This is a genomic window from Streptomyces sp. NBC_00162, from assembly GCF_024611995.1.
Lineage (GTDB): Bacteria > Actinomycetota > Actinomycetes > Streptomycetales > Streptomycetaceae > Streptomyces.
The window spans coordinates 5,794,989-5,815,893 of record NZ_CP102509.1 but is presented as its reverse complement, the minus strand read 5'-3'; the positions used below and the strand labels follow the sequence as shown (position 1 = coordinate 5,815,893).

17 protein-coding genes are annotated in these 20,905 nt (G+C 72.8%); 12 read left to right on the top strand and 5 right to left on the bottom strand.

Features of this window, described 5'->3' with window-relative positions; translation table 11 throughout:
* Nucleotides 1–48: 48 nt before the first annotated feature.
* The 3 genes from JIW86_RS26970 (at nt 49) to JIW86_RS26960 (ending at nt 5,272) form a co-directional block, all read left to right on the top strand.
* Entirely contained in the window at nt 49–1,497 is a 1,449-nt protein-coding gene (locus JIW86_RS26970; protein WP_257556464.1) for an FGGY family carbohydrate kinase, read from the top strand.
* Between the two features lie 122 nt (nt 1,498–1,619).
* Entirely contained in the window at nt 1,620–3,353 is a 1,734-nt protein-coding gene (locus JIW86_RS26965) for an ABC transporter ATP-binding protein (RefSeq protein WP_257556462.1), read from the top strand.
* Nucleotides 3,350–5,272, top strand: coding sequence for an ABC transporter ATP-binding protein (locus JIW86_RS26960; protein WP_257556460.1), 1,923 nt, complete (start codon nt 3,350–3,352; stop codon nt 5,270–5,272). The genes JIW86_RS26965 and JIW86_RS26960 overlap by 4 nt, the downstream gene beginning before the upstream one ends.
* Before the next feature lie 79 nt (nt 5,273–5,351).
* On the opposite strand, the gene JIW86_RS26955 is transcribed toward JIW86_RS26960, so the two are convergent.
* Nucleotides 5,352–6,389 (bottom strand): RNA polymerase sigma factor, encoded by a 1,038-nt coding sequence (locus JIW86_RS26955; protein WP_416237691.1) that lies wholly within the window; start codon nt 6,387–6,389, stop codon nt 5,352–5,354.
* Nucleotides 6,390–6,714: 325 nt separating this feature from the next.
* Here JIW86_RS26955 and JIW86_RS26950 point away from each other — a divergent pair, with 325 nt between their 5' ends.
* Nucleotides 6,715–7,281, top strand: coding sequence for a hypothetical protein (locus tag JIW86_RS26950; protein WP_257556456.1), 567 nt, complete (start codon nt 6,715–6,717; stop codon nt 7,279–7,281).
* 21 nt (nt 7,282–7,302) lie between these two features.
* Here the strand turns inward: JIW86_RS26950 and JIW86_RS26945 are convergent, their stop codons facing one another.
* The 3 genes from JIW86_RS26945 to JIW86_RS26935 all read right to left on the bottom strand — a co-directional run bounded on the left by JIW86_RS26945 (nt 7,303) and on the right by JIW86_RS26935 (nt 11,109).
* The gene (locus tag JIW86_RS26945; RefSeq protein WP_257556454.1) at nt 7,303–9,381 is read right to left on the bottom strand and encodes a molybdopterin oxidoreductase family protein; all 2,079 of its coding nucleotides are present in this window, start codon (nt 9,379–9,381) and stop codon (nt 7,303–7,305) included.
* A gap of 135 nt (nt 9,382–9,516) precedes the next feature.
* Nucleotides 9,517–10,287 (bottom strand): glucose 1-dehydrogenase, encoded by a 771-nt coding sequence (locus JIW86_RS26940; protein ID WP_257556452.1) that lies wholly within the window; start codon nt 10,285–10,287, stop codon nt 9,517–9,519.
* Between the two features lie 66 nt (nt 10,288–10,353).
* Nucleotides 10,354–11,109: a SanA/YdcF family protein gene (locus JIW86_RS26935; RefSeq protein WP_416237606.1), complete on the bottom strand. Its 756-nt coding sequence runs from the start codon at nt 11,107–11,109 to the stop codon at nt 10,354–10,356.
* A gap of 328 nt (nt 11,110–11,437) precedes the next feature.
* On the opposite strand from JIW86_RS26935, the gene JIW86_RS26930 reads away from it, so the two are divergent.
* From JIW86_RS26930 to dnaG, 4 genes are all read left to right on the top strand, one after another.
* Nucleotides 11,438–12,172, top strand: coding sequence for a sirohydrochlorin chelatase (locus tag JIW86_RS26930; RefSeq protein ID WP_416237605.1), 735 nt, complete (start codon nt 11,438–11,440; stop codon nt 12,170–12,172).
* A 36-nt stretch (nt 12,173–12,208) separates the two neighbouring features.
* Entirely contained in the window at nt 12,209–13,525 is a 1,317-nt protein-coding gene (locus JIW86_RS26925) for a deoxyguanosinetriphosphate triphosphohydrolase (protein WP_215140882.1), read from the top strand.
* 93 nt (nt 13,526–13,618) lie between these two features.
* Nucleotides 13,619–14,893, top strand: a complete 1,275-nt coding sequence (locus JIW86_RS26920; RefSeq protein ID WP_215140881.1) for an NAD(P)/FAD-dependent oxidoreductase — start codon at nt 13,619–13,621, stop codon at nt 14,891–14,893.
* A gap of 34 nt (nt 14,894–14,927) precedes the next feature.
* Nucleotides 14,928–16,829, top strand: a complete 1,902-nt coding sequence (dnaG, locus tag JIW86_RS26915) for a DNA primase (RefSeq protein ID WP_215140880.1) — start codon at nt 14,928–14,930, stop codon at nt 16,827–16,829.
* A gap of 3 nt (nt 16,830–16,832) precedes the next feature.
* Here the strand turns inward: dnaG and JIW86_RS26910 are convergent, their stop codons facing one another.
* Nucleotides 16,833–17,279, bottom strand: coding sequence for a gamma-glutamylcyclotransferase family protein (locus JIW86_RS26910; protein WP_257556447.1), 447 nt, complete (start codon nt 17,277–17,279; stop codon nt 16,833–16,835).
* Nucleotides 17,280–17,446: 167 nt separating this feature from the next.
* Here JIW86_RS26910 and JIW86_RS26905 point away from each other — a divergent pair, with 167 nt between their 5' ends.
* The 4 genes from JIW86_RS26905 to JIW86_RS26890 all read left to right on the top strand — a co-directional run bounded on the left by JIW86_RS26905 (nt 17,447) and on the right by JIW86_RS26890 (nt 20,905).
* Nucleotides 17,447–18,088, top strand: coding sequence for a hypothetical protein (locus JIW86_RS26905; RefSeq protein WP_257556445.1), 642 nt, complete (start codon nt 17,447–17,449; stop codon nt 18,086–18,088).
* Entirely contained in the window at nt 18,085–19,419 is a 1,335-nt protein-coding gene (locus JIW86_RS26900; RefSeq protein ID WP_257556443.1) for a sensor histidine kinase, read from the top strand. The genes JIW86_RS26905 and JIW86_RS26900 overlap by 4 nt, the downstream gene beginning before the upstream one ends.
* A 186-nt stretch (nt 19,420–19,605) precedes the next feature.
* The gene (locus tag JIW86_RS26895) at nt 19,606–20,148 is read left to right on the top strand and encodes a hypothetical protein (RefSeq protein WP_257556441.1); all 543 of its coding nucleotides are present in this window, start codon (nt 19,606–19,608) and stop codon (nt 20,146–20,148) included.
* Between the two features lie 130 nt (nt 20,149–20,278).
* Complete coding sequence (locus JIW86_RS26890) at nt 20,279–20,905, top strand: class F sortase (RefSeq protein ID WP_257556439.1); 627 nt, start codon at nt 20,279–20,281, stop codon at nt 20,903–20,905.

The window sequence follows — 20,905 nt, the reverse complement described above, 5'->3', positions numbered from 1 at the left end:
GCGTCCGAGGCGGAGGAGACCGGCCCGGCGTGCGGCAGAATTCTCCACATGGGGATAGTCGCCGGGCTGGACAGCTCTTCCGCCTTCACTCGCATAGTCGTCTGCGACACCGACACCGGTGCCGTGCTGCGCCAGGGGTACGCACCCCATCCACAGCCCACCGGGGAACCCGATGGCACGAACCCCTACGAGACCGATCCGCAGGCCTGGCTGCTCTCGCTCGGCGAGGCCGCCGGCGGCGGGCTCCTCGAAGGGGTCCAGGCCATCGGGGTCTCCGCGCAGCAGCACGGCCTGCTGCCGCTGGACGCGCAGGGCGCACTCGTACACCCCGCCCTGGTCGGCAACGACAAGCGCGGGCAGGTCGCCGCTGCCGACCTCGTCGACACCTTCGGCGGCCGGCACGCGTGGGCCGAGGCGGTGGGTTCGGTCCCGCACGCCGCCCAGCCGGTAGCGAAGCTCGCCTGGCTGGCCCGGACCGAGCCGGAGGCCGCCCGCCGGGTGGCCGTGGTGATGTCCCCGCACGACTGGCTGGTCTGGCAGCTGCTGGGCCGGCCGGCCCGCCGGACCACCGACCGGGGCGGCGCCTCCGGCACCGGGTACTGGTCTGCGGCCACCGGTTCCTGGCGGCCCGACCTGGTCGAGCTGGCGCTCGGGCACCGGGCGCTGCTGCCCGAGGTGCTCGGTCCGGCCGATGCCGCCGGGACCACTCCCGAGGGGCTGCTGATATCGGCCGGCACCGGCGAGACGATGGCCGCCGCGCTCGGGCTGGGGCTCGGCCCCGGCGACGCGGTGGTCTCGCTGGGCGCCTCCGGCTCGGTGATGGCGGTGCACCACGAGGCGCTGTCGGAGCCGGGCGGTCTGATCACCTCGCTGGCCGACGCGACCGGCATGCACCTGCCGGTCGTGAACACCTCCAATGCCGTACGGGCGCTGCGCGGCACCGCCGAACTGCTGGGCACCGACCTGGAGGGACTGTCCGAGCTGGCGCTGAAGTCGACGCCGGGCGCGCACGGCCTCGTGCTCCTGCCGTACCTGGAGGGCGAGCGGACGCCGAACCTGCCGCACACCGCCGGAACGCTGTCCGGGCTGCGCCGGGACTCGATGAAGCCGGAGCACCTGGCCCGGGCCGCCTTCGAGGGCATGCTGTGCGGGCTGGTGGACGCGCTGGACGTGCTGCGCTCGCGCGGGGTCGAGATCCGCCGGGTGTTCCTGCTGGGCGCGGCGGCCGAGCTGCCCGCCGTACAGGCCGCTGCCCCCGGGCTGTTCGGGACGCAGATCGTCGTCCCCGCGCCGGCCGACTACGCGGCGCTGGGCGCGGCGCGACAGGCGGCGTGGGCGCTCGGAGTGGCGCAGGGCACACTGGCCCCGCACACCCCGCCGGTCTGGCCGGCCCCCGCGGCGCAGGTGTTCGAGCCCGGCGAGGAGTTCCCGGCCTGGCAGGCCGTGCGCCAGCAGTACATCGCGACGCGGGAGCAGATCCACCCCGGCGCGTTCTAGGTCGGGCGTCGCAGAGCGGTCTACTCCTTTTGACCGTCCTTTGCGAAAACCGCTGGGGATCAAGCCTCCGGTTGGCCGAAGATGGGGTGAACCCCCTCGATCATGCCGACCGGAGCCTGCGCGTGCTCATACGACTGCTGCGGACCCATCTGGGTCAGTACAAAAAACCCATCGCCCTGCTGGTGCTGCTGCAACTGCTCCAGACCAGTGCGAGCCTCTACCTGCCCACCCTCAACGCGGACATCATTGACAACGGTGTCGTCAACGGTGACACCGGCTACATCCTGCGCTTCGGCGTGCTGATGCTCGGTGTCTCGCTCGTCCAGCTGGTCTGCAACGTCGGAGCCGTCTACTACGGCGCCCGCACGGCGGCGGCCTTCGGCCGGGACGTGCGCGCCGCGATCTTCGACCGCGTACAGAGCTTCTCCGCGCGGGAGCTCGGCCAGTTCGGCGCCCCGTCGCTGATCACCCGTACGACGAACGACGTCCAGCAGGTCCAGATGCTGGTGCTGATGACCTTCACGCTGATGGTCTCGGCGCCGATCATGTGCGTCGGCGGCATCGTCATGGCGCTGTCGCTGGACGTGAAGCTGTCGGGCGTCCTGCTCGCCGTGGTCCCCGTACTCGGCCTGTCGGTCGGCACGATCGTCTTCAAGACGCGGCCGCTGTTCCGCCAGATGCAGGACCGCCTGGACACCGTGAACCGGGTGCTGCGCGAGCAGATCACCGGCAACCGGGTGATCCGCGCCTTCGTCCGCGACGATTACGAGAAGGATCGTTTCCGGGACGCGAACGCCGACCTGACCGGCGTCTCGCTGGCCGTCGGCAAGCTGCTGGCGTACATGTTCCCGACCGTCATCGTGGTCGTGAACATCTCCAGCGTCGCCGTCATCTGGTTCGGTGCGATGCGCGTCGACAGCGGCGGCATGGAGATCGGCCAGCTGACGGCCTTCCTCGCCTACCTCATGCAGATCGTCATGTCCGTGATGATGGCCACCTTCATGTTCATGATGGTGCCGCGCGCCGAGGTCTGCGCCGAGCGCATCCAGGAGGTCCTGGACACCGATTCCAGCGTGGTCCCGCCCGCCGACCCGGTGCGCGAGCTCACCCGGAGCGGACGCCTCGAGCTGCGCGGCGCCGACTTCCGCTACCCCGGCGCCGAGGCCCCGGTCCTGCGCGGGGTCGACCTGCTGGCCCGTCCGGGAGAGACCACGGCCGTGATCGGCTCCACCGGCAGCGGCAAGTCCACGCTGCTGGGCCTGATCCCGCGGCTGTTCGACGCGACCGGCGGCGAGGTGCTGGTCGACGGGGAGGACGTACGGCGGCTGGACCCGGATCTGCTCGCCAAGACCGTCGGCATGGTCCCGCAGAAGCCCTACCTGTTCTCCGGAACCGTCGCTTCCAACTTGCGCTACGGGCGCCCGGACGCGACCGACGAAGAGCTGTGGCAGGCGCTGGAGGTGGCCCAGGCCAAGGAGTTCGTGTCCACGCTGGAAGGCGGTCTGGAGGCGCCCGTCACCCAGGGCGGAACCAACGTCTCCGGCGGGCAGCGCCAGCGTCTGGCCATCGCCCGCACCCTGGTTCAGCGCCCGGAGATCTATCTCTTCGACGACTCCTTCTCGGCCCTGGACTACGCGACGGACGCGGCGCTGCGCGCGGCGCTCGCCCGCGAGACCGAGGACGCGACCGTGGTGATCGTCGCCCAGCGGGTCTCCACGATCCGCGACGCCGACCGGATCATCGTCCTGGACGAGGGACAGGTCGTGGGCGAAGGACGCCACCACGAGCTGATGGCCGGCAATGAGACCTACCGGGAGATCGTGCTCTCCCAGCTGACGGAGGCGGAGGCCGCATGAGCGGGCCCGGAGGACGGATGATGGCGGGACCGGTCCAACGGTCCATGGATTTCAAGGGCTCGGGCAAGCGGCTGCTCGGCCAGATCGCGCAGGACCGGGCCAAGCTGTGGGGCATGGTCGCGGCCGTCGTCGGCAGCGTCGGGTGCGCGGTCGTCGGCCCGAAGATCCTCGGCGAGGCCACCGACCTGGTCTTCGCGGGGATCGTCGGGCGGCAGATGCCGGACGGGATCAGCAAGCAGCAGGCGCTGGACGGGCTGCGCGCCAAGGGCCAGGACGGCATGGCGGACATGCTGTCCGGCACCGACTTCACGCCGGGCCAGGGCATCGACTTCGGCGCGGTCGGGGTCGTGGCGATCTGGGCGCTGGTGGTGTTCACCCTCGCCGGGCTGCTGATGCTGGTCGCCACCAGGCTGTCGAACCACGTCATGAACGGCACCGTCTACCGGATGCGCGAGGAGCTCCAGGCGAAGCTGTCGCGGCTGCCGCTGTCGTACTTCGACCAGCAGAAGCGCGGCGAGGTGCTCAGCCGGGCCACCAACGACATCGACAACATCGGCCAGACGCTCCAGCAGACGATGGGGCAGCTGCTGAACTCGCTGCTGACCATCCTCGGCGTGCTCGCCATGATGTTCTGGATCTCGCCGCTGCTTGCGCTGGTCGCGCTGGTGACCGTGCCGATCTCGGTCTACGCCGCGGCGAAGATCGGCAAGAAGTCGCAGCCGCAGTTCGTGGCGCAGTGGAAGACCACCGGCACGCTCAACGCGCACATCGAGGAGATGTACTCGGGCCACACGCTGGTCAAGGTGTTCGGCCGGCAGAAGGAGTCCGCGGCCCTCTTCGCCGAGCAGAACGAAGCGCTGTACCGGGCCTCCTTCAAGGCGCAGCTGGTCAGCGGCATCATGCAGCCGGTGATGTTCTTCATATCGAACGTCAACTACATGCTGATCGCGGTCGTCGGCGGTCTCCGGGTCGCCTCGGGCACCCTGTCGATCGGTGATGTGCAGGCCTTCATCCAGTACTCGCGCCAGTTCTCGATGCCGCTGACGCAGGTCGCCACGATGGCGAACCTCATCCAGTCCGGCGTCGCCTCCGCGGAGCGGGTCTACGAGCTGCTGGACGCGGAGGAGCAGGAGCCGGACGCCGAGGTTCCGGAGCGGCCGGAGACCCTGCGCGGTCAGGTCACCCTCGACAAGGTGGCCTTCCGCTACGAGCCGGACAAGCCGCTGATCGAGAACCTCTCGCTGACAGTCGAGCCCGGGCACACGGTCGCGATCGTCGGCCCGACGGGCGCGGGCAAGACCACCCTGGTCAACCTGCTGATGCGGTTCTACGAGGTCACGGGCGGCGAGATCGCCCTGGACGGCGTGGACATCGCGAAGATGACGCGCGAGGAACTGCGCGGCGGCATCGGCATGGTGCTCCAGGACACCTGGCTGTTCGGCGGCACCATCGCGGAGAACATCGCCTACGGTGCCTCGCGCGAAGTCACGCGCGCCGAGATCGAGGAGGCGGCGCGGGCGGCCCACGCGGACCGCTTCATCCGCACCCTGCCGAACGGCTACGACACCGTGCTGGACGACGAGGGCGCAGGGGTCAGCGCGGGCGAGAAGCAGCTGATCACCATCGCCCGGGCGTTCCTCTCGGACCCGGTGATCCTGGTGCTCGACGAGGCGACGAGCTCGGTGGACACCCGTACCGAGGTGCTGATCCAGAAGGCGATGGCGCGCCTGGCGCACGGCCGTACGTCCTTCGTGATCGCGCACCGGCTGTCCACGATCCGCGACGCGGACGTGATCCTGGTGATGGAGAGCGGCTCGATCGTGGAACAGGGCACGCACGAGGAGCTGCTCGCGTCGGACGGCGCGTACGCGCGGCTGTACGCGGCGCAGTTCGCGCAGGCGGTGGCCGAGGTCGACTAGTCGAGCGGCCGACTGGCCGACCGCGGTCGAACGGTGGGGTGGGGGCGTCCTTCGGGGCGCCCCCTTCCGGTGTCCCGCCTCAGTCCAGATAGCCCCTCAGCTGGTCGGCGAAGGCGTGGTCGCGCAGCTTGTTGAGGGTCTTGGACTCGATCTGGCGGATCCGCTCGCGCGTCACGCCGAAGATCCGGCCGATCTCCTCCAGGGTGCGCGGGCGCCCGTCGTCGAGCCCGTACCGCAGCTGGACGACCTTGCGCTCGCGCTCGCCGAGGGTCGACAGCACGGCCTCCAGGTGCTCGCGCAGCAGGAAGAACGCGGCGGACTCCACGGGAGAGGCGGCGTCGCCGTCCTCGATGAGGTCGCCGAGCGCGACGTCGTCCTCTTCTCCGACCGGGGCGTGCAGGGAGACCGGCTCCTGCGCGAGGCGGAGCACCTCGAGGACCCGCTCGGGGGTCAGTTCCAGGTGGGCGGCGACCTCTTCGGCGGTGGGCTCGTACCCGCGCTCCTGGAGCATGCGGCGCTGTACGCGCACGACGCGGTTGATCAGCTCCACGACGTGGACGGGCACGCGGATGGTCCGGGCCTGGTCGGCGAGGGCCCGGGACATCGCCTGCCGGATCCACCAGGTGGCGTAGGTGGAGAACTTGAACCCGCGGGCGTAGTCGAACTTCTCAACGGCCCGTATGAGCCCGAGGTTCCCTTCTTGCACGAGGTCGAGCATGGTGAGCCCGCGGCCCACGTACCGCTTCGCGACGGAGACCACGAGGCGGAGGTTCGACTCGATGAGCCGGCGTTTGGCCATGCGCCCCATGACGACGAGTTTGTCGAGGTCGAAGGCGAGCTGGGAGTCGAGGTCCGGGGTGCCGGCGAGTTTCTCCTCGGCGAACAGGCCGGCTTCGACGCGCCGCGCGAGGTCGACCTCCTCGGCGGCGGTGAGCAGCGGGATCCTGCCTATCTCGCGCAGGTACTGCCGGAACAGGTCGGCGGACGGACTCGCCGCTCCGCCCCCGCTGTCCACGCGCTTGCGCTGTGCCGGCACCTGCTCGACCTGTTCGGCCAGGTCGAGGGGCTCTGGCTCGTCGTCCATGGCCTCGGCCTCGCGCTCGGGCTGATCGGTCACGGTCAGGGTGGCGGTCGGGGGCTGCGTCTGGGTCTGCACGGGGGCGACCTCCAGGGGTCCGAGGACTCAGGCACCGCAACTCAGTGTGGGGTACGACACATCGCTGCCACGAGGGGCGTGCGAGCACTTTCTGCGTCCGGTGCGTGACCGGATGGTTACCCCCCGAGGGCGGCCCCGAAGCGGGCCGCACCCATGTCCGATCCGGCCGCGGCGCCCGGCCGGGCCTTCGCCGACAGGTGGCCGCGCCGGACCGGTGCGATGCTGAACAGCACGGCAGACGTCGAAGCCGCAGGCAGGCCACCGGCCCGAACCCCGGGGGTGTCCCGTGTCGAACCCGAATCCGCCCCCCGGCTGGCACCCCCGGGACAGCCGCCCTCCGCCCGGACCGCTCACGCCTCCGCCGCCGCGCGCCGCCAGGAGGCGGGTCGCCCTGGGCGTCGGCCTCGGCCTCCTCGGCGTGCTGATGCTGGTGGGCCTCGCCGGTCTGCTGGCCACCATCGGCCCGGACGGCGGCGGCACGAAGGACGAGGAGAGCGCGCCGGCGGCGACACCCGCCGTCGGGACGTCCCCGCCCCGGGCGCCGGCTTCGCAGGCGTCACCGGCCGCGAATCCTGGACCCGTCGGCGACGTGCGGATCACCTCGTGCCAGGTGGACCCGGCCACGCACTGGCCGTCGGCCAAGCTGATGATCACGAATCGCAGCGGTGAGACCAGTACGTACATCGTCGGCGTCGAGTTCGTGGGCCCCTCGGGCGTGCGGCTCGCCGAGGGTGCGGCCCTCAGCAACAACCTGGCCCCGGGGCAGCGGGCGGAGACGACCGCCGGTGCCCTCGAGCAGATCCGGGGACAGGTCACGTGCAAGGTGACGAAAGTGACCCGGCTCGCGTCCTGAGGGCGCGGGGCGTCCTGCCGGTCAGGCCGGCTCGACGCGGACCGCGCAGACCTTGAACTCCGGCATGCGGGAGACCGGGTCCAGCGCGGGGTTGGTCAGGGTGTTGGCGCGGCCCTCGCCCGGCCAGTGGAAGGGCATGAAGACGGTGTCCGCGCGGATGGTGTCCGTGATGCGGGCCGGGGCCACGGCCCGGCCGCGGCGGGAGATCACCGCCAGCGGGCTGCCGTCGACGGCACCGAGGCGGGCGGCGAGGCGGGGGTGGAGTTCCACGAAGGGGCCGGGGGCGGCCGCGTTGAGCTCGGCGACGCGGCGGGTCTGGGCGCCGGACTGGTACTGGGCGACCACGCGGCCGGTGGTGAGGAACAGCGGGTAGTCGGCGTCCGGGACCTCGGCGGCGTCCCGGTGGGTGACGGGGACGAAGCGGGCCCGGCCGTCGTCGGTGGCGAAGCCGTCCAGGAAGAGCCGGGGCGTGCCCGAAGAGCCGTCCGGGCAGGGCCAGAAGACGCCCTGTTCGGCCTCGATGCGGTCGTAGCTGATGCCCGAGTAGTCGGCCGGGCCGCCGGCGGAGGCGCGGCGCAGTTCGTCGAAGACCTCCTCAGGGGCGGTGGGGAAGCCCTTCTCGATGCCGAGGCGGGCGGCGAGGCCGTGCAGGACCTCCAGGTCGGTGCGGACTCCGGGCGGCGGGGTCAGGGCGCGGCGGCGGAGCAGGACGCGGCCCTCGAGGTTCGTGGTGGTGCCGGTCTCCTCCGCCCACTGGGTGACCGGAAGGACCACGTCCGCGAGGGCGGCGGTCTCGGAGAGGACCACGTCGGCCACCGCGAGGAAGTCCAGGGAGCGGATGCGGTCCTCGATGTGGGAGGCGCGGGGGGCCGAGACCACCGGGTTGGAGCCCATGAGGAGGAGGGCGCGGACGTCCGTACCGAGGGCGTCGAGGAGTTCGTACGCGCTGCGGCCGGGGCCGGGGAGGGCGTCGGGGTCGACGCCCCAGACCCCTGCCACGTGCGCCCGGGCAGCCGGGTCGGTCAGTTTGCGGTAGCCGGGGAGCTGGTCGGCCTTCTGGCCGTGCTCGCGGCCGCCCTGGCCGTTGCCCTGGCCGGTGAGGCAGCCGTAGCCGGAGAGCGAGCGGCCGGCCCGGCCGGTGGCCAGGCACAGGTTGATCCAGGCTCCGACGGTGTCGGTGCCCTTGGACTGCTGCTCCGGGCCGCGGGCGGTGAGGACCATCGCGGAGGACGGCGCGCAGAACATCTCGACCGCCTCGCGGAGCCTGGGGACGGGGACGCCTGTGATGCGTTCCACCAGCTCGGGCCAGTGGGCCATGGCGGCGGCCCGCGCCGCCTCCCAGCCGGTGGTGCGGTCCGCGATGAACTCCTCGTCCGTGTGCCCCTCCGCCACCACGAGGTGCATCATGCCGAGGGCGAGCGCGAGGTCGGTGCCGGGCCGTGGGGCGAGGTGCAGGTCGGCCTGTTCGGCGGTGCGGGTGCGGCGGGGGTCGATGACGATCAGGGTGCCGCCGTTCTCCTTCAGCTCGGTGAGGTAGCGCAGGGCCGGCGGCATGGTCTCGGCGAGGTTCGAGCCGACGAGGATCACGCAGCCGGTGCGGGGGATGTCCTCCAGCGGGAAGGGCAGGCCCCGGTCGAGCCCGAAGGCCCGCTGGTGCGCGGCGGCGGCCGAGGACATGCAGAAGCGGCCGTTGTAGTCGATCTGCGAGGTGCGCAGGGCCACCCGGGCGAACTTGCCGAGCGCGTACGCCTTCTCGTTGGTGAGCCCGCCGCCGCCGAAGACGCCGACCGCGTCTGGCCCGTACGCGCGGCCCGTGCGGGCGAGGCCCTCGGCGACGGTGTCGAGGGCCTCCTCCCAGGTGGCCGGTTCGAGCCGCCCTGCGTGGGTGCGGACGAGCGGTCCGGTCAGGCGTACCCGGGAGGAGAGCACGGCGGGGGCGGTACGGCCCTTGCCGCACAGCGCGCCCCGGTTGACGGGGAAGTCCGCCCGCTCCTCCACCGCGACGCCTTCGCCGCCCGGTTCAGGGCGGAGGTTCATCCCGCACTGCAACGCGCAGTACGGACAGTGCGTGGCGGTGGCGGCTGCTTCCGGGGTGTGCATGCGGTCCAGCGTGCGACGGCGGTGTTACGCGGGCCGCCGCCTCGCGTTACAAGCCGGCCTGCTCCCCCTCAGCGCCGCCCGCCCGCTCCTGTGAGGCCCGGATCACCGGCGGTGGCACGCACACCTCCGCGAGGATCACTGGCCGGTCAGGTACTTCACCGTGAGGCCCGCCGTCCAGCCGCCGTCGACCGCCAGCTCGGCGCCCGTCATGTAGCCGGCGGCGTCCGAGAGCAGGAAGGCCACGGCGGCGGCGATCTCCTCGGGGACGCCGACGCGGCCCATCGGGGTACCGGGGTAGTTGCCCTCGCCGGCCTGGATGCCGACGGGGGCGGTCATCGGGGTCAGCGTCATGCCGGGGTGTACGGAGTTCACGCGGATCCGGGCTTCGGCGAGCTCGACCGCGCCGATCTTCGACAGGCCGCGCACGCCCCACTTGGACGCGCCGTAGCCGGCGGTGAGCGCGAGGCCGGTCAGGCCCGCGGCGGAGGAGATGTTGACGATGGAGCCGCCGCCGTTCGCCCGCAGCAGCGGGATCGCGGTCTTGATGCCGATGAACACGCCGACCAGGTTGATCTCCACGACCTGGCGGAAGTGCTCGACGCTCTCGTGCTCCAGGAACTGGCCGGTGGCTATCCCGGCGTTGTTCACCAGTCCGTCGATGCGGCCGAACTCGGCGACCGCGTACTCCAGTGCCGCCTGCCAGTCGGCCTCGCTCGTCACGTCGTGCCGCAGGAAGCGTGCCGAGCCGCCGAGCTTCGCGGCCGTCTCCGCGCCCTCCGCCTCCAGCACATCGGTGACCAGCACCTTGCCGCCACCGTCCACCACGGCCCGCGCCGCCGCCGCGCCCAGGCCACGGGCTGCGCCGGTGATGACGACGACCTTGCCGCTCAGATCCACAACAGGCACGGTTCACACCTCTGATGCTCGAACAGACCGACCAGGATATGACTAATCGGCATAGCCGATGCCTCGTCAGTCTGCCAGAGCCCCCAGGGCCCGCAACACCCCTTGCTCCTTGGGTCCCAGGAAGTGCGGATCCGGCTTGAAGGCCGCGTCCAGCGCCGCCTTGCCGGCCGCGAAGACCTCGCGGGTCCCGCCGTAGTACCAAGTGGCGTCGTGCTCGTCGGCCACCCCGACCCCGTACGAGTCCAAGCCCGCCGCCTGGCACAGGGCGACGGCCCTGCGTATGTGGAAGCCCTGGCTGATCAGCACGGCCCGGTCGACCCCGAATATCTCCTTGGCCCGGACGCACGAGTCCCATGTGTCGAAGCCCGCGAAGTCGCTGACGATCCGTCCGTCCGGCACCCCCTGCCCGGTCAGATACCTGCGCATCGCGTCGGGCTCGTCGTACTCCGTGCGGCTGTTGTCCCCGGTGACCAGCACGACCTTGACCTTGCCCGCGCGGTACAGCTCGGCGGCGGCATCGAGCCGGTTGGCCAGATAGGGCGTCGGCTGCCCGTTCCACAGACCCGCCCCGAACACCACGGCCACCTCGGCGGAGGGCGCGTCGGCCGTGGTCCGCAGCCGGTCCGCGGCCGCCGCGTGCGTCCACGCCGCGGGCAGCAGCGCCAGCGCGCAGCCCGCCATCACCACCTGCACGACCCGCCGCCGCGCCCGCACGCCCCGCGGCAGCCTCGGCCGCCGGCCCGCCACCGCCCGCGCCACCGTCCGTGACGCCGACCGAGCCGCCGACCGAGCCGCCGACCGAGCCCAGCTGTCCATCCTCATGACCGCCCCCTTGCACCCCACGCTTCACACCTCGTTCGCACGGATTGACGAGCGGGCCCCGGCCCCCAGTTCCCTCCTCCCCTCCATTCACTCGCACGGATGACCGAGCGGGCGGGTGAGCACCCGGAAAACACCCGTCATCCCCGCGCAACGCACCGGCAACCTCCGGCGCGCAGGATCGATTCATGACGGAGCCGGTGCACCCTCCCGACACCCTGCCCCTCCCCTTCGGCAGCGCCGCCGAACTGCTGTCCCGGATCACCGCCCAACTCGGCACGCAGCTCAGCGGAGTGCGCCCGCCGCGCGCCCGGCCCCACGGAGCCCACCCATGCAGCAGCCCACCCTCGTCGCCGTGGCCCACGGCAGTCGCGACCCGCGCGCCCTCCATACCGCCCTCGCCCTCCTCGAACAGGTCCGCGAGCTCCGCCCGCGGCTCGACGTCCGGCTCGGGCACATCGAGCTGAACCGGCCGCTGCTCGGCGACACCCTGCGCGAGCTGCACGGCGAGGCGGTCCTCGTCCCGCTGCTCCTCGGCCGCGGGCACCACGTCAAACGTGATCTCCCCGCGGCGGCCGCCGCCGCCCCGCACCTGCGGGTCGCCGTCGCCGCGCCGCTCGGCCCGCACCCGCTGCTCGTCGAGGCCCTGTACGAACGCCTCCTGGAGGCCGGCTGGGGCTCCGCCCACCACGCGAGTACGGCCGTCGTGCTCGCCGCCGCCGGTTCCCGCGATCCCGAGTCCGCCGCCGACACCCGCCACACCGCCGCCCTGCTCACCGAGCGCCTCGGCGGCGTCCCGGTGGTCCCCGCCTACGCCTCCGCCGCCTCCCCCACCGTCCCCGAGGCCGTCCGCGCCCTGGCCGCCCGCGGTCACCACCGGCCGGCCGTGGCCTCGTACTTCGCCGCGCCCGGCCGGTTCGCCACCCAGGCCGCCGCGGCCGCGCCCGCCCTCGCCGCCGCGCCCCTGGGCGACCACCCCGCCCTGGCCCGCCTCCTGCTCCACCGCTACGACCGGGCGCGCGCCCTGCCCCTCAGCGCCGAACGGCCGGAACTCCTCTCCGCCTGATCCCGGTTTGTCAGAGGTTCCGGTTACCGTCTCTTCATGGAAGGCACCGCGCACGCCCTGGCAGACGACCTGTACGACTCCACCGCCACCGAGCGCTGGGCCGCCGAGCCGGACAAGCGGCCCGGGCGGACCGCCTTCCAGCGCGACCGCGCCCGCGTGCTGCACTCCGCCGCCCTGCGCCGCCTCGCCGGAAAGACGCAGGTGGTCACCCCCGGCACCCGCTCCTACGACTGGGACGCCAGCCCCCGTACCCGCCTGACGCACTCCCTGGAGTGCGCCCAGGTCGGCCGGGAGCTGGGCGCCGCGCTCGGCTGCGACCCCGACCTCGTCGAGGCCGCCTGCCTCTCCCACGACATGGGACACCCGCCTTTCGGCCACAACGGCGAGGAGGCGCTGAACGAGTTCGCCAAGGACTGCGGCGGATTCGAGGGCAACGCCCAGTCGCTGCGCCTGCTGACCCGTCTGGAACCCAAGCGGTTCGTGCCCGATCCGGCGAGCGGCGAACTCGTCAGCGTCGGCCTCAACCTCACCCGGGCCTGCCTGGACGCCGCCACCAAGTACCCGTGGGCCCGCGGGGACCACCCGACCGACCCCGGCTCGGTGAAGTTCGGGGCCTACGAGGACGACCTGCCGGTCTTCGAGTGGCTGCGCCTCGGCGCGCCCGCGGACCGCAAGTGCTTCGAGGCCCAGGTCATGGACTGGGCGGACGACGTCGCGTACTCCGTCCACGACTTCGAGGACGGGCTGCACGCCGGCCACCTCGACCCCAATCTCCTCTTCGCCGAACCCGAGCGCACCGCGATCTGGCGGGTCGCCATCGGCCGCTACGTGCCCGCCGACACCGAGCCGGAGGAGCTGCGGGCCGCCCTCGACCGGCTGATGGAGCAGGAGTGGTGGCCGCACGGGTACGACGGCTCGGCCGTGGCCCAGGCCCGCCTGAAGGACGCGACCAGCCAGCTCATCGGCCGCTTCTGCCTGGCCGCCGAGGGCGCCACCCGCGAGGCGTACGGCTCCGGCCGCCTCACTCGGTACGCCGCCGAACTGGTGATCCCCCGCGAGGCGCGAAACGAATGCGCCGTCCTCAAGGCGGTCGCCGACCTGTACGTCATGCAGCGCGACGAACAAGAGCGGATCCGCGCCGACCAGCGCATCGTCCTGGCCGAACTCGCGGAGGCGCTCAGCGCCCGCGCCCCCGAGGGTCTGGACCCTCAGTTCCGGGCCATTTTCGACGCGGCACCGGACGACAAGGCCAGGAAACGAGCGGTCATCGACCAGATCGCGTCCCTCACCGACGCAGCCGCCCGTTCCCTGCACGCACGCCTCACCCTGCGCACGCGACGCGCCGACAGGTGAGCTGATCGGGCCACTCCCCCTTCACGCGGCAGGCTCATTGCGGGACGCTCGCATGTGGTCGCATGTGGCGGAGAGGTTATGAGGAGGCATCAGGTGGTCGACGCACACCGGACATTCGTCATCGTCGGCGCAGGGCTTGCCGGGGCAAAGGCGGCCGAAACGCTGAGGTCCGAGGGGTTCACTGGGCGGGTGATCCTGATCGGCGACGAGCGCGACCATCCCTACGAACGGCCCCCGCTGTCCAAGGGGTACCTGATGGGCAAGGAAGACCGCGACAGCGTCTTCGTCCACGAGCCGTCCTGGTACGCGGCCGCCGACATCGAGCTGCACCTCGGCCAGCCCGCCGTCCACCTGGACCGGGACGCCAAGAAGGTGGTCCTCGGCGACGGCACCGCCCTGCACTACGACAAGCTGCTGCTGGCCACCGGCGCCGAACCGCGCCGCCTGGACATCCCGGGCACGGGCCTGGCCGGGGTGCACCACCTGCGGCGCCTCGCGCACGCCGAGCGGCTGCGGGGCGTCCTGGCCGGGCTCGGCCGGGACAACGGCCACCTGCTGATCGCGGGCGCCGGGTGGATCGGCCTGGAGGTCGCCGCGGCGGCCCGCGGGTACGGCGCGGAGGTCACGGTCATCGAGCCCGAGCCCACCCCGCTGCACGCGGTGCTCGGCCCGGAGATCGGCCGGCTCTTCGGGGACCTGCACGCCGATCACGGGGTGCGGTTCCACTTCGGGGCCCGGCTGACCGAGATCGTGGGCCACGACGGCATGGTGCTGGCCGCCCGTACGGACGACGGGGAGGAGCACCCGGCGCATGCGGTGCTCGCCGCGATCGGGGCCGCGCCGCGCACCGCGCTCGCCGAGACCTCCGGGCTGGCCCTGGTCGACCGGGAGCACGGTGGCGGGATCGCGGTGGACGCCTCCCTGCGCACCTCCGACCCGGACGTCTTCGCGGTCGGGGACGTGGCCGCCGCGCACCACCCGGTGCTCGGGACCCGGCTGCGGGTCGAGCACTGGGCCAACGCCCTCAACGGGGGCCCGGCCGCCGCGCGGGCCATGCTGGGGCAGGAGGTCTCGTACGACCGGGTGCCCTACTTCTTCTCCGACCAGTACGACGTGGGTCTGGAGTACTCGGGCTACGCGCCGCCCGGCGGCTACGACCAGGTGCTGATCCGCGGGGACGCGGGCAAGCGGGAGTTCATCGCCTTCTGGCTCTCGGAGGGGCGGGTGCTCGCCGGGATGAACGTGAACGTGTGGGATGTGACCGAGCACATCCAGGCCCTGATCAGGTCAAAGGAGCCCGTGGACCGCGAGAAACTGTCGGATCCCTCGGTTCCGCTCTCGTCGCTGCTCACGCCCGAGGGGGCCTGACGGGTTTGTCGGCGTCCGGCCGTAGACTTCACGCGTGGCAGGACGGATCAACGACGACGACGTGAAGGCGGTACGGGACGCGGTCCCGATCGACGCCGTGGTCTCCGACTACCTCCAGCTGCGCAACGCGGGCGGCGGCAACCTCAAGGGCCTGTGCCCCTTCCACGACGAGAAGTCCCCGTCCTTCCAGGTCAGCCCCAGCAAGGGTCTCTACCACTGCTTCGGCTGCCAGGCGGGCGGGGACACCCTCGACTTCATCATGAAGATCGACCACCTCTCCTTCTCGGAGGCGGTCGAGCGCCTCGCAGGCCAGGCCGGCATCACCCTGCGGTACGAGGAGGGCGGCTACACCGCCGGCACCAGCGGCCGCGGTGAGCGCATCCGGCTGGTCGAGGCGCACAAGGCGGCCGCCCAGTTCTACGTCGACCAGCTGGACAGCCCCGAGGCGGAGATCGGCCGCAAGTTCCTGGCCGAGCGGGGCTTCGACCAGGGGGCGGCCGCGCACTTCAGCGTGGGCTACAGCCCGGCCGGCTGGGACCACCTGACCCGATTCCTGCGCGGCAAGGGCTTCAGCGACAAGGAGCTGATCACCTCCGGGCTCGCCCAGGACAGCCGCAGCGGCAAGCCCATCGACCGCTTCCGCGGCCGGCTGATGTGGCCGATCCGCGACATCAGCGGCGAGGTGGTCGGCTTCGGCGCCCGCAAGCTGCGCGACGACGACAACGGCCCCAAGTACCTGAACACGCCCGAGACGGCGATCTACAAGAAGTCCCAGGTCCTGTACGGCATCGACCTGGCGAAGAAGGAGATCGCGAAGACCTCGCGGGCCGTGGTGGTCGAGGGCTACACGGACGTGATGGCCTGCCACATGGCCGGGGTCACCACCGCGATCGCCACCTGCGGCACGGCCTTCGGCGGGGACCACATCAAGATCCTCCGGCGGCTGCTGATGGACAACGCCACCGCCGAGGTGATCTTCACCTTCGACGGCGACGCGGCCGGCCAGAAGGCGGCGCTGCGGGCCTTCGAGGACGACCAGAAGTTCGCCGCCGAGACCTCGATCGCGATCACCCCGGGCGGAATGGACCCCTGCGACCTGCGCCTGGCACAGGGGGACGCGGCCGTTGCCGGGCTCGTGGACTCCCGGACCCCGCTCTTCGAGTTCGCGCTGCGGCACATCGTCGCCCGGCACAACCTGGAGAACCCGGCGGGCCGGGCGGCGGCGCTGGACGAGGCCGCTCCGGTCGTCGCCCACATCAAGAACATCGCGATCCAGCACGAGTCCGCCGTGCAGCTCGCGGGAATGCTCGGCATCCGCGACGAACAGTTCGTGGTCAAGCGCGTCGCGCAGCTCGCGCGCTGGGCCCGCGACCGCGGCAACCAGCCCCAGCAGCAGGGCAGGGGCCGCCCGTCCTACGAGGCCGCCGCCGCGCCCGCCGCCCAGCCGGGGGGCGGCCCCGCGCTGAACCTGCGCAGCCCGGCCCACCGCACCGAGCGCGAGCTGCTGAAGCTGGCCCTCCAGCGCCCGGCCCTGGTCTCCCCGGCGTTCGACGCGTACGGGGGCGACGAGTTCACCGCCCCGCCCTACGCGGCCGTGCGCCAGGCCATCCAGGAGGCCGGCGGCGCCTCGCTCGGTACCGAGGACTATCTGGTCCGCGTACGTGACGCGGCCCCCAACGACACCGTCCGCGCGCTCGTCACGGAGCTGGCGGTCGAGGCCATCCACGCGAAGACGGTGGACGAGGTCTACGCGGGGGTGCAGCTTGTCCAGGTGCGGCTGCGCGCCGTCGACCGCCGGGTCCACGAGATCCAGGGCACGCTGTCCCGGCTGGGCCCGCAGGCCCCGCCGGAGCAACTGGCCGCGGTCCAGGAGGAGCTGTGGGTGCTCCAGCAGTACGGCCAGCGGCTGCGCAACCGCGGCGCCGAGGGCCTCTAGGCCCTAGAGCCGCTTGAGCCAGTCCCCGCCCGGTATCTCGGTGCCCGACTCCCGCAGGTCACGGGCGAGCAGCGGCGACGCCAGGTAGACCCAGGCCCGGACCGGGGTGCCGCCGGGGCGCACGGCATCGCGGGCGATCCGGTCGTAGACGTTCCCCGGGCGGCCCGGGCCCCCGTACTCCTCCAGCACGTCCAGGGCGGACAGCAGCTCCCCGTACGCACCCGGCGCCGCGGTGATCAGCTCCCCGACCACGAACGAACCCGGGCAGTCGACCGCGAAGGGATAGCCGGGACCTTCGTACAGGGCCGCGTCCGGGAGGCCGGCGGGCTCCTCCGCGACGCTTCGGCCGCGCAGGAACAGGTCGTGGTTGACCTCGCCCGGGCGCAGCGTCCCGTAGACGAAGAACGGGAGCGGAGCGGTCGGGTCTTGTGGCCGAACGACCGATGTCACGGGGCCCTCCCTGGGGTACGGCGGAACACTCCGCAGACCGGGACCAAGGTCCCGACCTGCCTGCGCCCCACCACCGTACGCACCGCTGTTACACGACCTCCCGGTGCCCGTGACCCTCACCGTCTAGCGTCGGTTCCCTGCCTCCCCCACCCCACGGTTCTGTTTCCATGACGCCTTCGTCCCGCCGCCTGCTCGCCGCCGTCCTGTGCGCCTGCGCACTCGCCGCCGGCGGCTGCGCCGCACACGGCGGCCTCGGCAAGGGGACACCCGCACCCCCCGTGTCGAGCCAGCCGCGCCCCGAACCGCTGTGGCCCGCCTGGACGCAGGCCCCGGGGGGCTCCGCGGTGGGCCGGCGGGAGCCCGCGCCGAAGCCGCTCAAGAACGCCCCCGAGCCGGGGCCGAAGGGGCTCGCCGGGCTGAACCCGACCGATGTCGCGCGCTCCGACCCGCGGATGAAGCCGTACCTCGGCAAGGAGACCGGCATCCGGGCGCCCGGCCGGGCCGGGATCCGCCCGGCCGTGTACCGGGACCTGACGGGCGACGGGCAGCCGGATCTGATCGTCGCCGCCGACGTGCCGACCGGCCGCTCGGCGCTGAGCGTCTACGCGGTGGTCAACGGCAAGATCGTCTCCATCCTCCTCACCATCGGCCGCCAGCTGACGGCCGAGACGATCGGCACGGACCTGCTGGTCCACATCGCGGCCGACGACGGCTCCGAACAGGCCGTGCGCTACCACTGGGACGGCGAGCGGATGACGGTGGTCAACGACGAGCGGCGCTTCCGCAAGGACGGAGGGAACACCCGGTGAAGGCCGTCCTGACCCGCTACCGGCATCTGCTGCGGGCCCTCGGCCTGCGCTGGAAGATCTCCATCCTGCTCGCCGTCGGCTGCTCGCTCGTCGCGGTCGCCATCGGGCTGCTGATCCACGAGGCACGCGCGCGGCAGATCGCCGACGCGGCGCGGGTGAGCGCCACCAACCAGCTGATCAGCGTGCGGAAGGTGTACGAGCTGACCGGCCGGCTCGACGCCGACAAGGTCGGCGAGGCCGATGCCCGGATCGACTGCCCGGAGCTGCCGGCCCCGCTGCGGACGGCGGCCCTCGCCGGGGAGCGCACCACCTACCTGGACATGTCCGGGCCGCACCCGGCGGTCTGGGCCGCCCGGCCGGTCGGCGGGGCGCACGTGCTGTCCGTACGGCTGTCGCTGACCGACGACCGCGAGGAGCTGGCCGAGCTGGACCGCGGGCTCGTGGCGTACGGGGTGGTGGTCGTGGCGCTCGCGGCGGTCGGCGGGGCGCTGATCGCCAGCCGGCTGAGCAGGGAGCTGCGGACGGCGGCGGAGACGGCCCGCCGGATCAGCGCGGGCGAACTGGACGCGCGGATCGGGCTGTCCGGGGTGCCGGGGACGCGGGACGAGGTCGCCGAACTCTCCTCGGCGGTCGACACGATGGCCGCCAGCCTGCAGCAGCGCCTGGAGGCAGAACAGCGGTTCACGGCGGATGTGGCGCACGAGCTGAGGACCCCGCTGACGGGTCTGCACACCGCGGCCGAACTGCTGCCGCCCGGGCGTCCGACGGAGCTCGTACGGGACCGGGTCGCGGCGCTGCGGACCCTGACCGAGGACCTGCTGGAGGTGGCCCGGCTCGACGCCAACCGGGAGGAGCCGCAGCTGGAGGCGCACCGGCTGGGGCCGCTGGTGGAGTCGATCACGCGGCGCTCGGGGGTGACGGCGCAGGTGGTGGGCGCGTCCGGGGCGGCTGGGGCGTCCGGTGCTTCCGGTGCTTCCGGTACGGAGGCGGCAGGCACGGCGGAGGCGGCGTACGTCCGCACCGATGTACGGCGCTTCGAGCGCATCCTGACGAACCTGCTGGCCAACGCGCGGCGGCACGGCGGGGAGCCGGTCACCGTGACCGTGTCCGGGACCACGGTGACGGTCCGGGACCGGGGGCCGGGCTTCCCGGAGAAGCTGCTGCGCGAGGGACCGCAGCGGTTCCTGACCGGCGCCGCCGAGCGCGGCCAGGGCGCGGGGCTCGGCCTGACCATCGCCCTCGGCCAGGCGCAGGTGATCGGCGCCCGGGTCACCCTCGAGAACCTGCCGCCTTCGGGAGCCTTGGCCACGGTGGTGCTTCCGCCGGCCTGACCCGCTTCCTCCCCGCGGTCACCCGGACGGCGAAGGCGGCCCGGATGGCCGAATAGGCGGCCTTGACCTGCGGAAACGACTCGACGGCAGGCCGCTCGCGAGGGAATCTGACAGAACATCAGCAGGCGCGCGGCGGGCGGGCCGGGTTATCTCGGAGACACGACCCCGTGTCTCCAGGGAGTTCCCATGCGCCGACGTACGGCCCACGCGCTGACTGCCGCCGCGATGACCTGCGCCGCTTTCGCCGGCCCCGTCGCCGGTGCGGTCGCCGCCGTGGATCTCGGCATGGTGAGCTTCGCTCCCGGAGACTTCGCCGCGCTGGAGGTGTGGCCGAAGTCCGCCGCCCCGGGCGCCACCGTCACCGTGAACACCACCGCCTGCGGGTCCGGCAGCCATGCCGAGGGTGATGCCACCACGGTGGGCGGCAGCCGGTTCAAGCTGGTCCCGGGCACCCACAAGGAGGTGGTCGTGGGGCAGTTCCAGGTCGCCCCCGGCACCCGCCCCGGCACCTACGGCATCGGGGCGACCTGCGCGAACGGCAAGTTCGCCACCGGCGACCTGGTCGTCACCGAACGCGGCCCGCAGGGCCACGTCCAGACCGGGGTGGGCGGTGGCACGACCACCACCACCGACCCCGCCAAGATCGCGGCGGGAGCGGCAGTGCTGGCCGCGACCGCCGTCGGCGGTACCTGGCTCCTGCGTCGCCGGGCGAGCGGCACGCGGAGCTGACGGACGCCCACCGCGGCTCCGGCCGCGGTCCGACCGGTACCGTCCCCCGTCGCCCGCCCCGCGAGGTCCCCCCGTTCGCGGGGCCGGGCGACGGCCAGTCACCCCGAAACGGAAGGCCGAGGGGGTACGCATGGGTGGCGATTTCCGCGGAGCCCGCCACGGAGGCCTCGTGGCCCTCGCCGCCTGTGTCGGCGTCTGGCTCGTGACCAGCGGCTCCCGCGAGCCCGTCGGGCCGCCGCTGCCCTCCCCCGCCGAGGCCCTGACGGCCGCCGGCGCCACGGGCCCGGGCATCGCGCCGCTCCCCGGATCGCCGCCCACGCGGATCCGGATCCCCTCCATCCGGGTCGACGCCCCGCTGACCGGGCTCGGCCTGCAGCCGGGCGGCAGCCTCGAAGCGCCCCCGCCCGACCGGCGGGACCTGGCCGGCTGGTACCGCGACGGGACCACCCCGGGCGCCACCGGCACGGCTGTCATCGCGGGGCACGTGGACGACGCCGCCGGGCCGGGGGTCTTCTACCACCTGGGCGCCCTGCACCGCGGGGCCGGCGTCGAGATCCGGCGCGCGGACGGCCGTACCGCCGTGTTCACGGTCCACGCGGTCGAGGTCTACGACGCCAAGGCCTTTCCCGACACGCGTGTGTACGGCCCTTCGGCGCGCGCCGAGCTGCGGGTGATCACCTGCGGCGGCGGCTTCTCGCCGCGTACGGGCTACCGGGGCAACGTGGTCGTCTTCGCCCACCTCACCGGGACGTACTGA

Excerpts from the sequence above, each read along its gene's own strand:
- JIW86_RS26970 (WP_257556464.1), top strand. The coding sequence starts at position 49 with ATGGGGATAGTCGCCGGGCTGGACAGCTCTTCCGCCTTCACTCGCATA.
- JIW86_RS26960 (WP_257556460.1), top strand. The coding sequence starts at position 3,350 with ATGAGCGGGCCCGGAGGACGGATGATGGCGGGACCGGTCCAACGGTCC.
- JIW86_RS26945 (WP_257556454.1), bottom strand. The coding sequence starts at position 9,381 with ATGCACACCCCGGAAGCAGCCGCCACCGCCACGCACTGTCCGTACTGC.
- JIW86_RS26935 (WP_416237606.1), bottom strand. The coding sequence starts at position 11,109 with ATGAGGATGGACAGCTGGGCTCGGTCGGCGGCTCGGTCGGCGGCTCGG.
- JIW86_RS26930 (WP_416237605.1), top strand. The coding sequence starts at position 11,438 with ATGCAGCAGCCCACCCTCGTCGCCGTGGCCCACGGCAGTCGCGACCCG.
- JIW86_RS26925 (WP_215140882.1), top strand. The coding sequence starts at position 12,209 with ATGGAAGGCACCGCGCACGCCCTGGCAGACGACCTGTACGACTCCACC.
- JIW86_RS26905 (WP_257556445.1), top strand. The coding sequence starts at position 17,447 with ATGACGCCTTCGTCCCGCCGCCTGCTCGCCGCCGTCCTGTGCGCCTGC.
- JIW86_RS26895 (WP_257556441.1), top strand. The coding sequence starts at position 19,606 with ATGCGCCGACGTACGGCCCACGCGCTGACTGCCGCCGCGATGACCTGC.
- JIW86_RS26890 (WP_257556439.1), top strand. The coding sequence starts at position 20,279 with ATGGGTGGCGATTTCCGCGGAGCCCGCCACGGAGGCCTCGTGGCCCTC.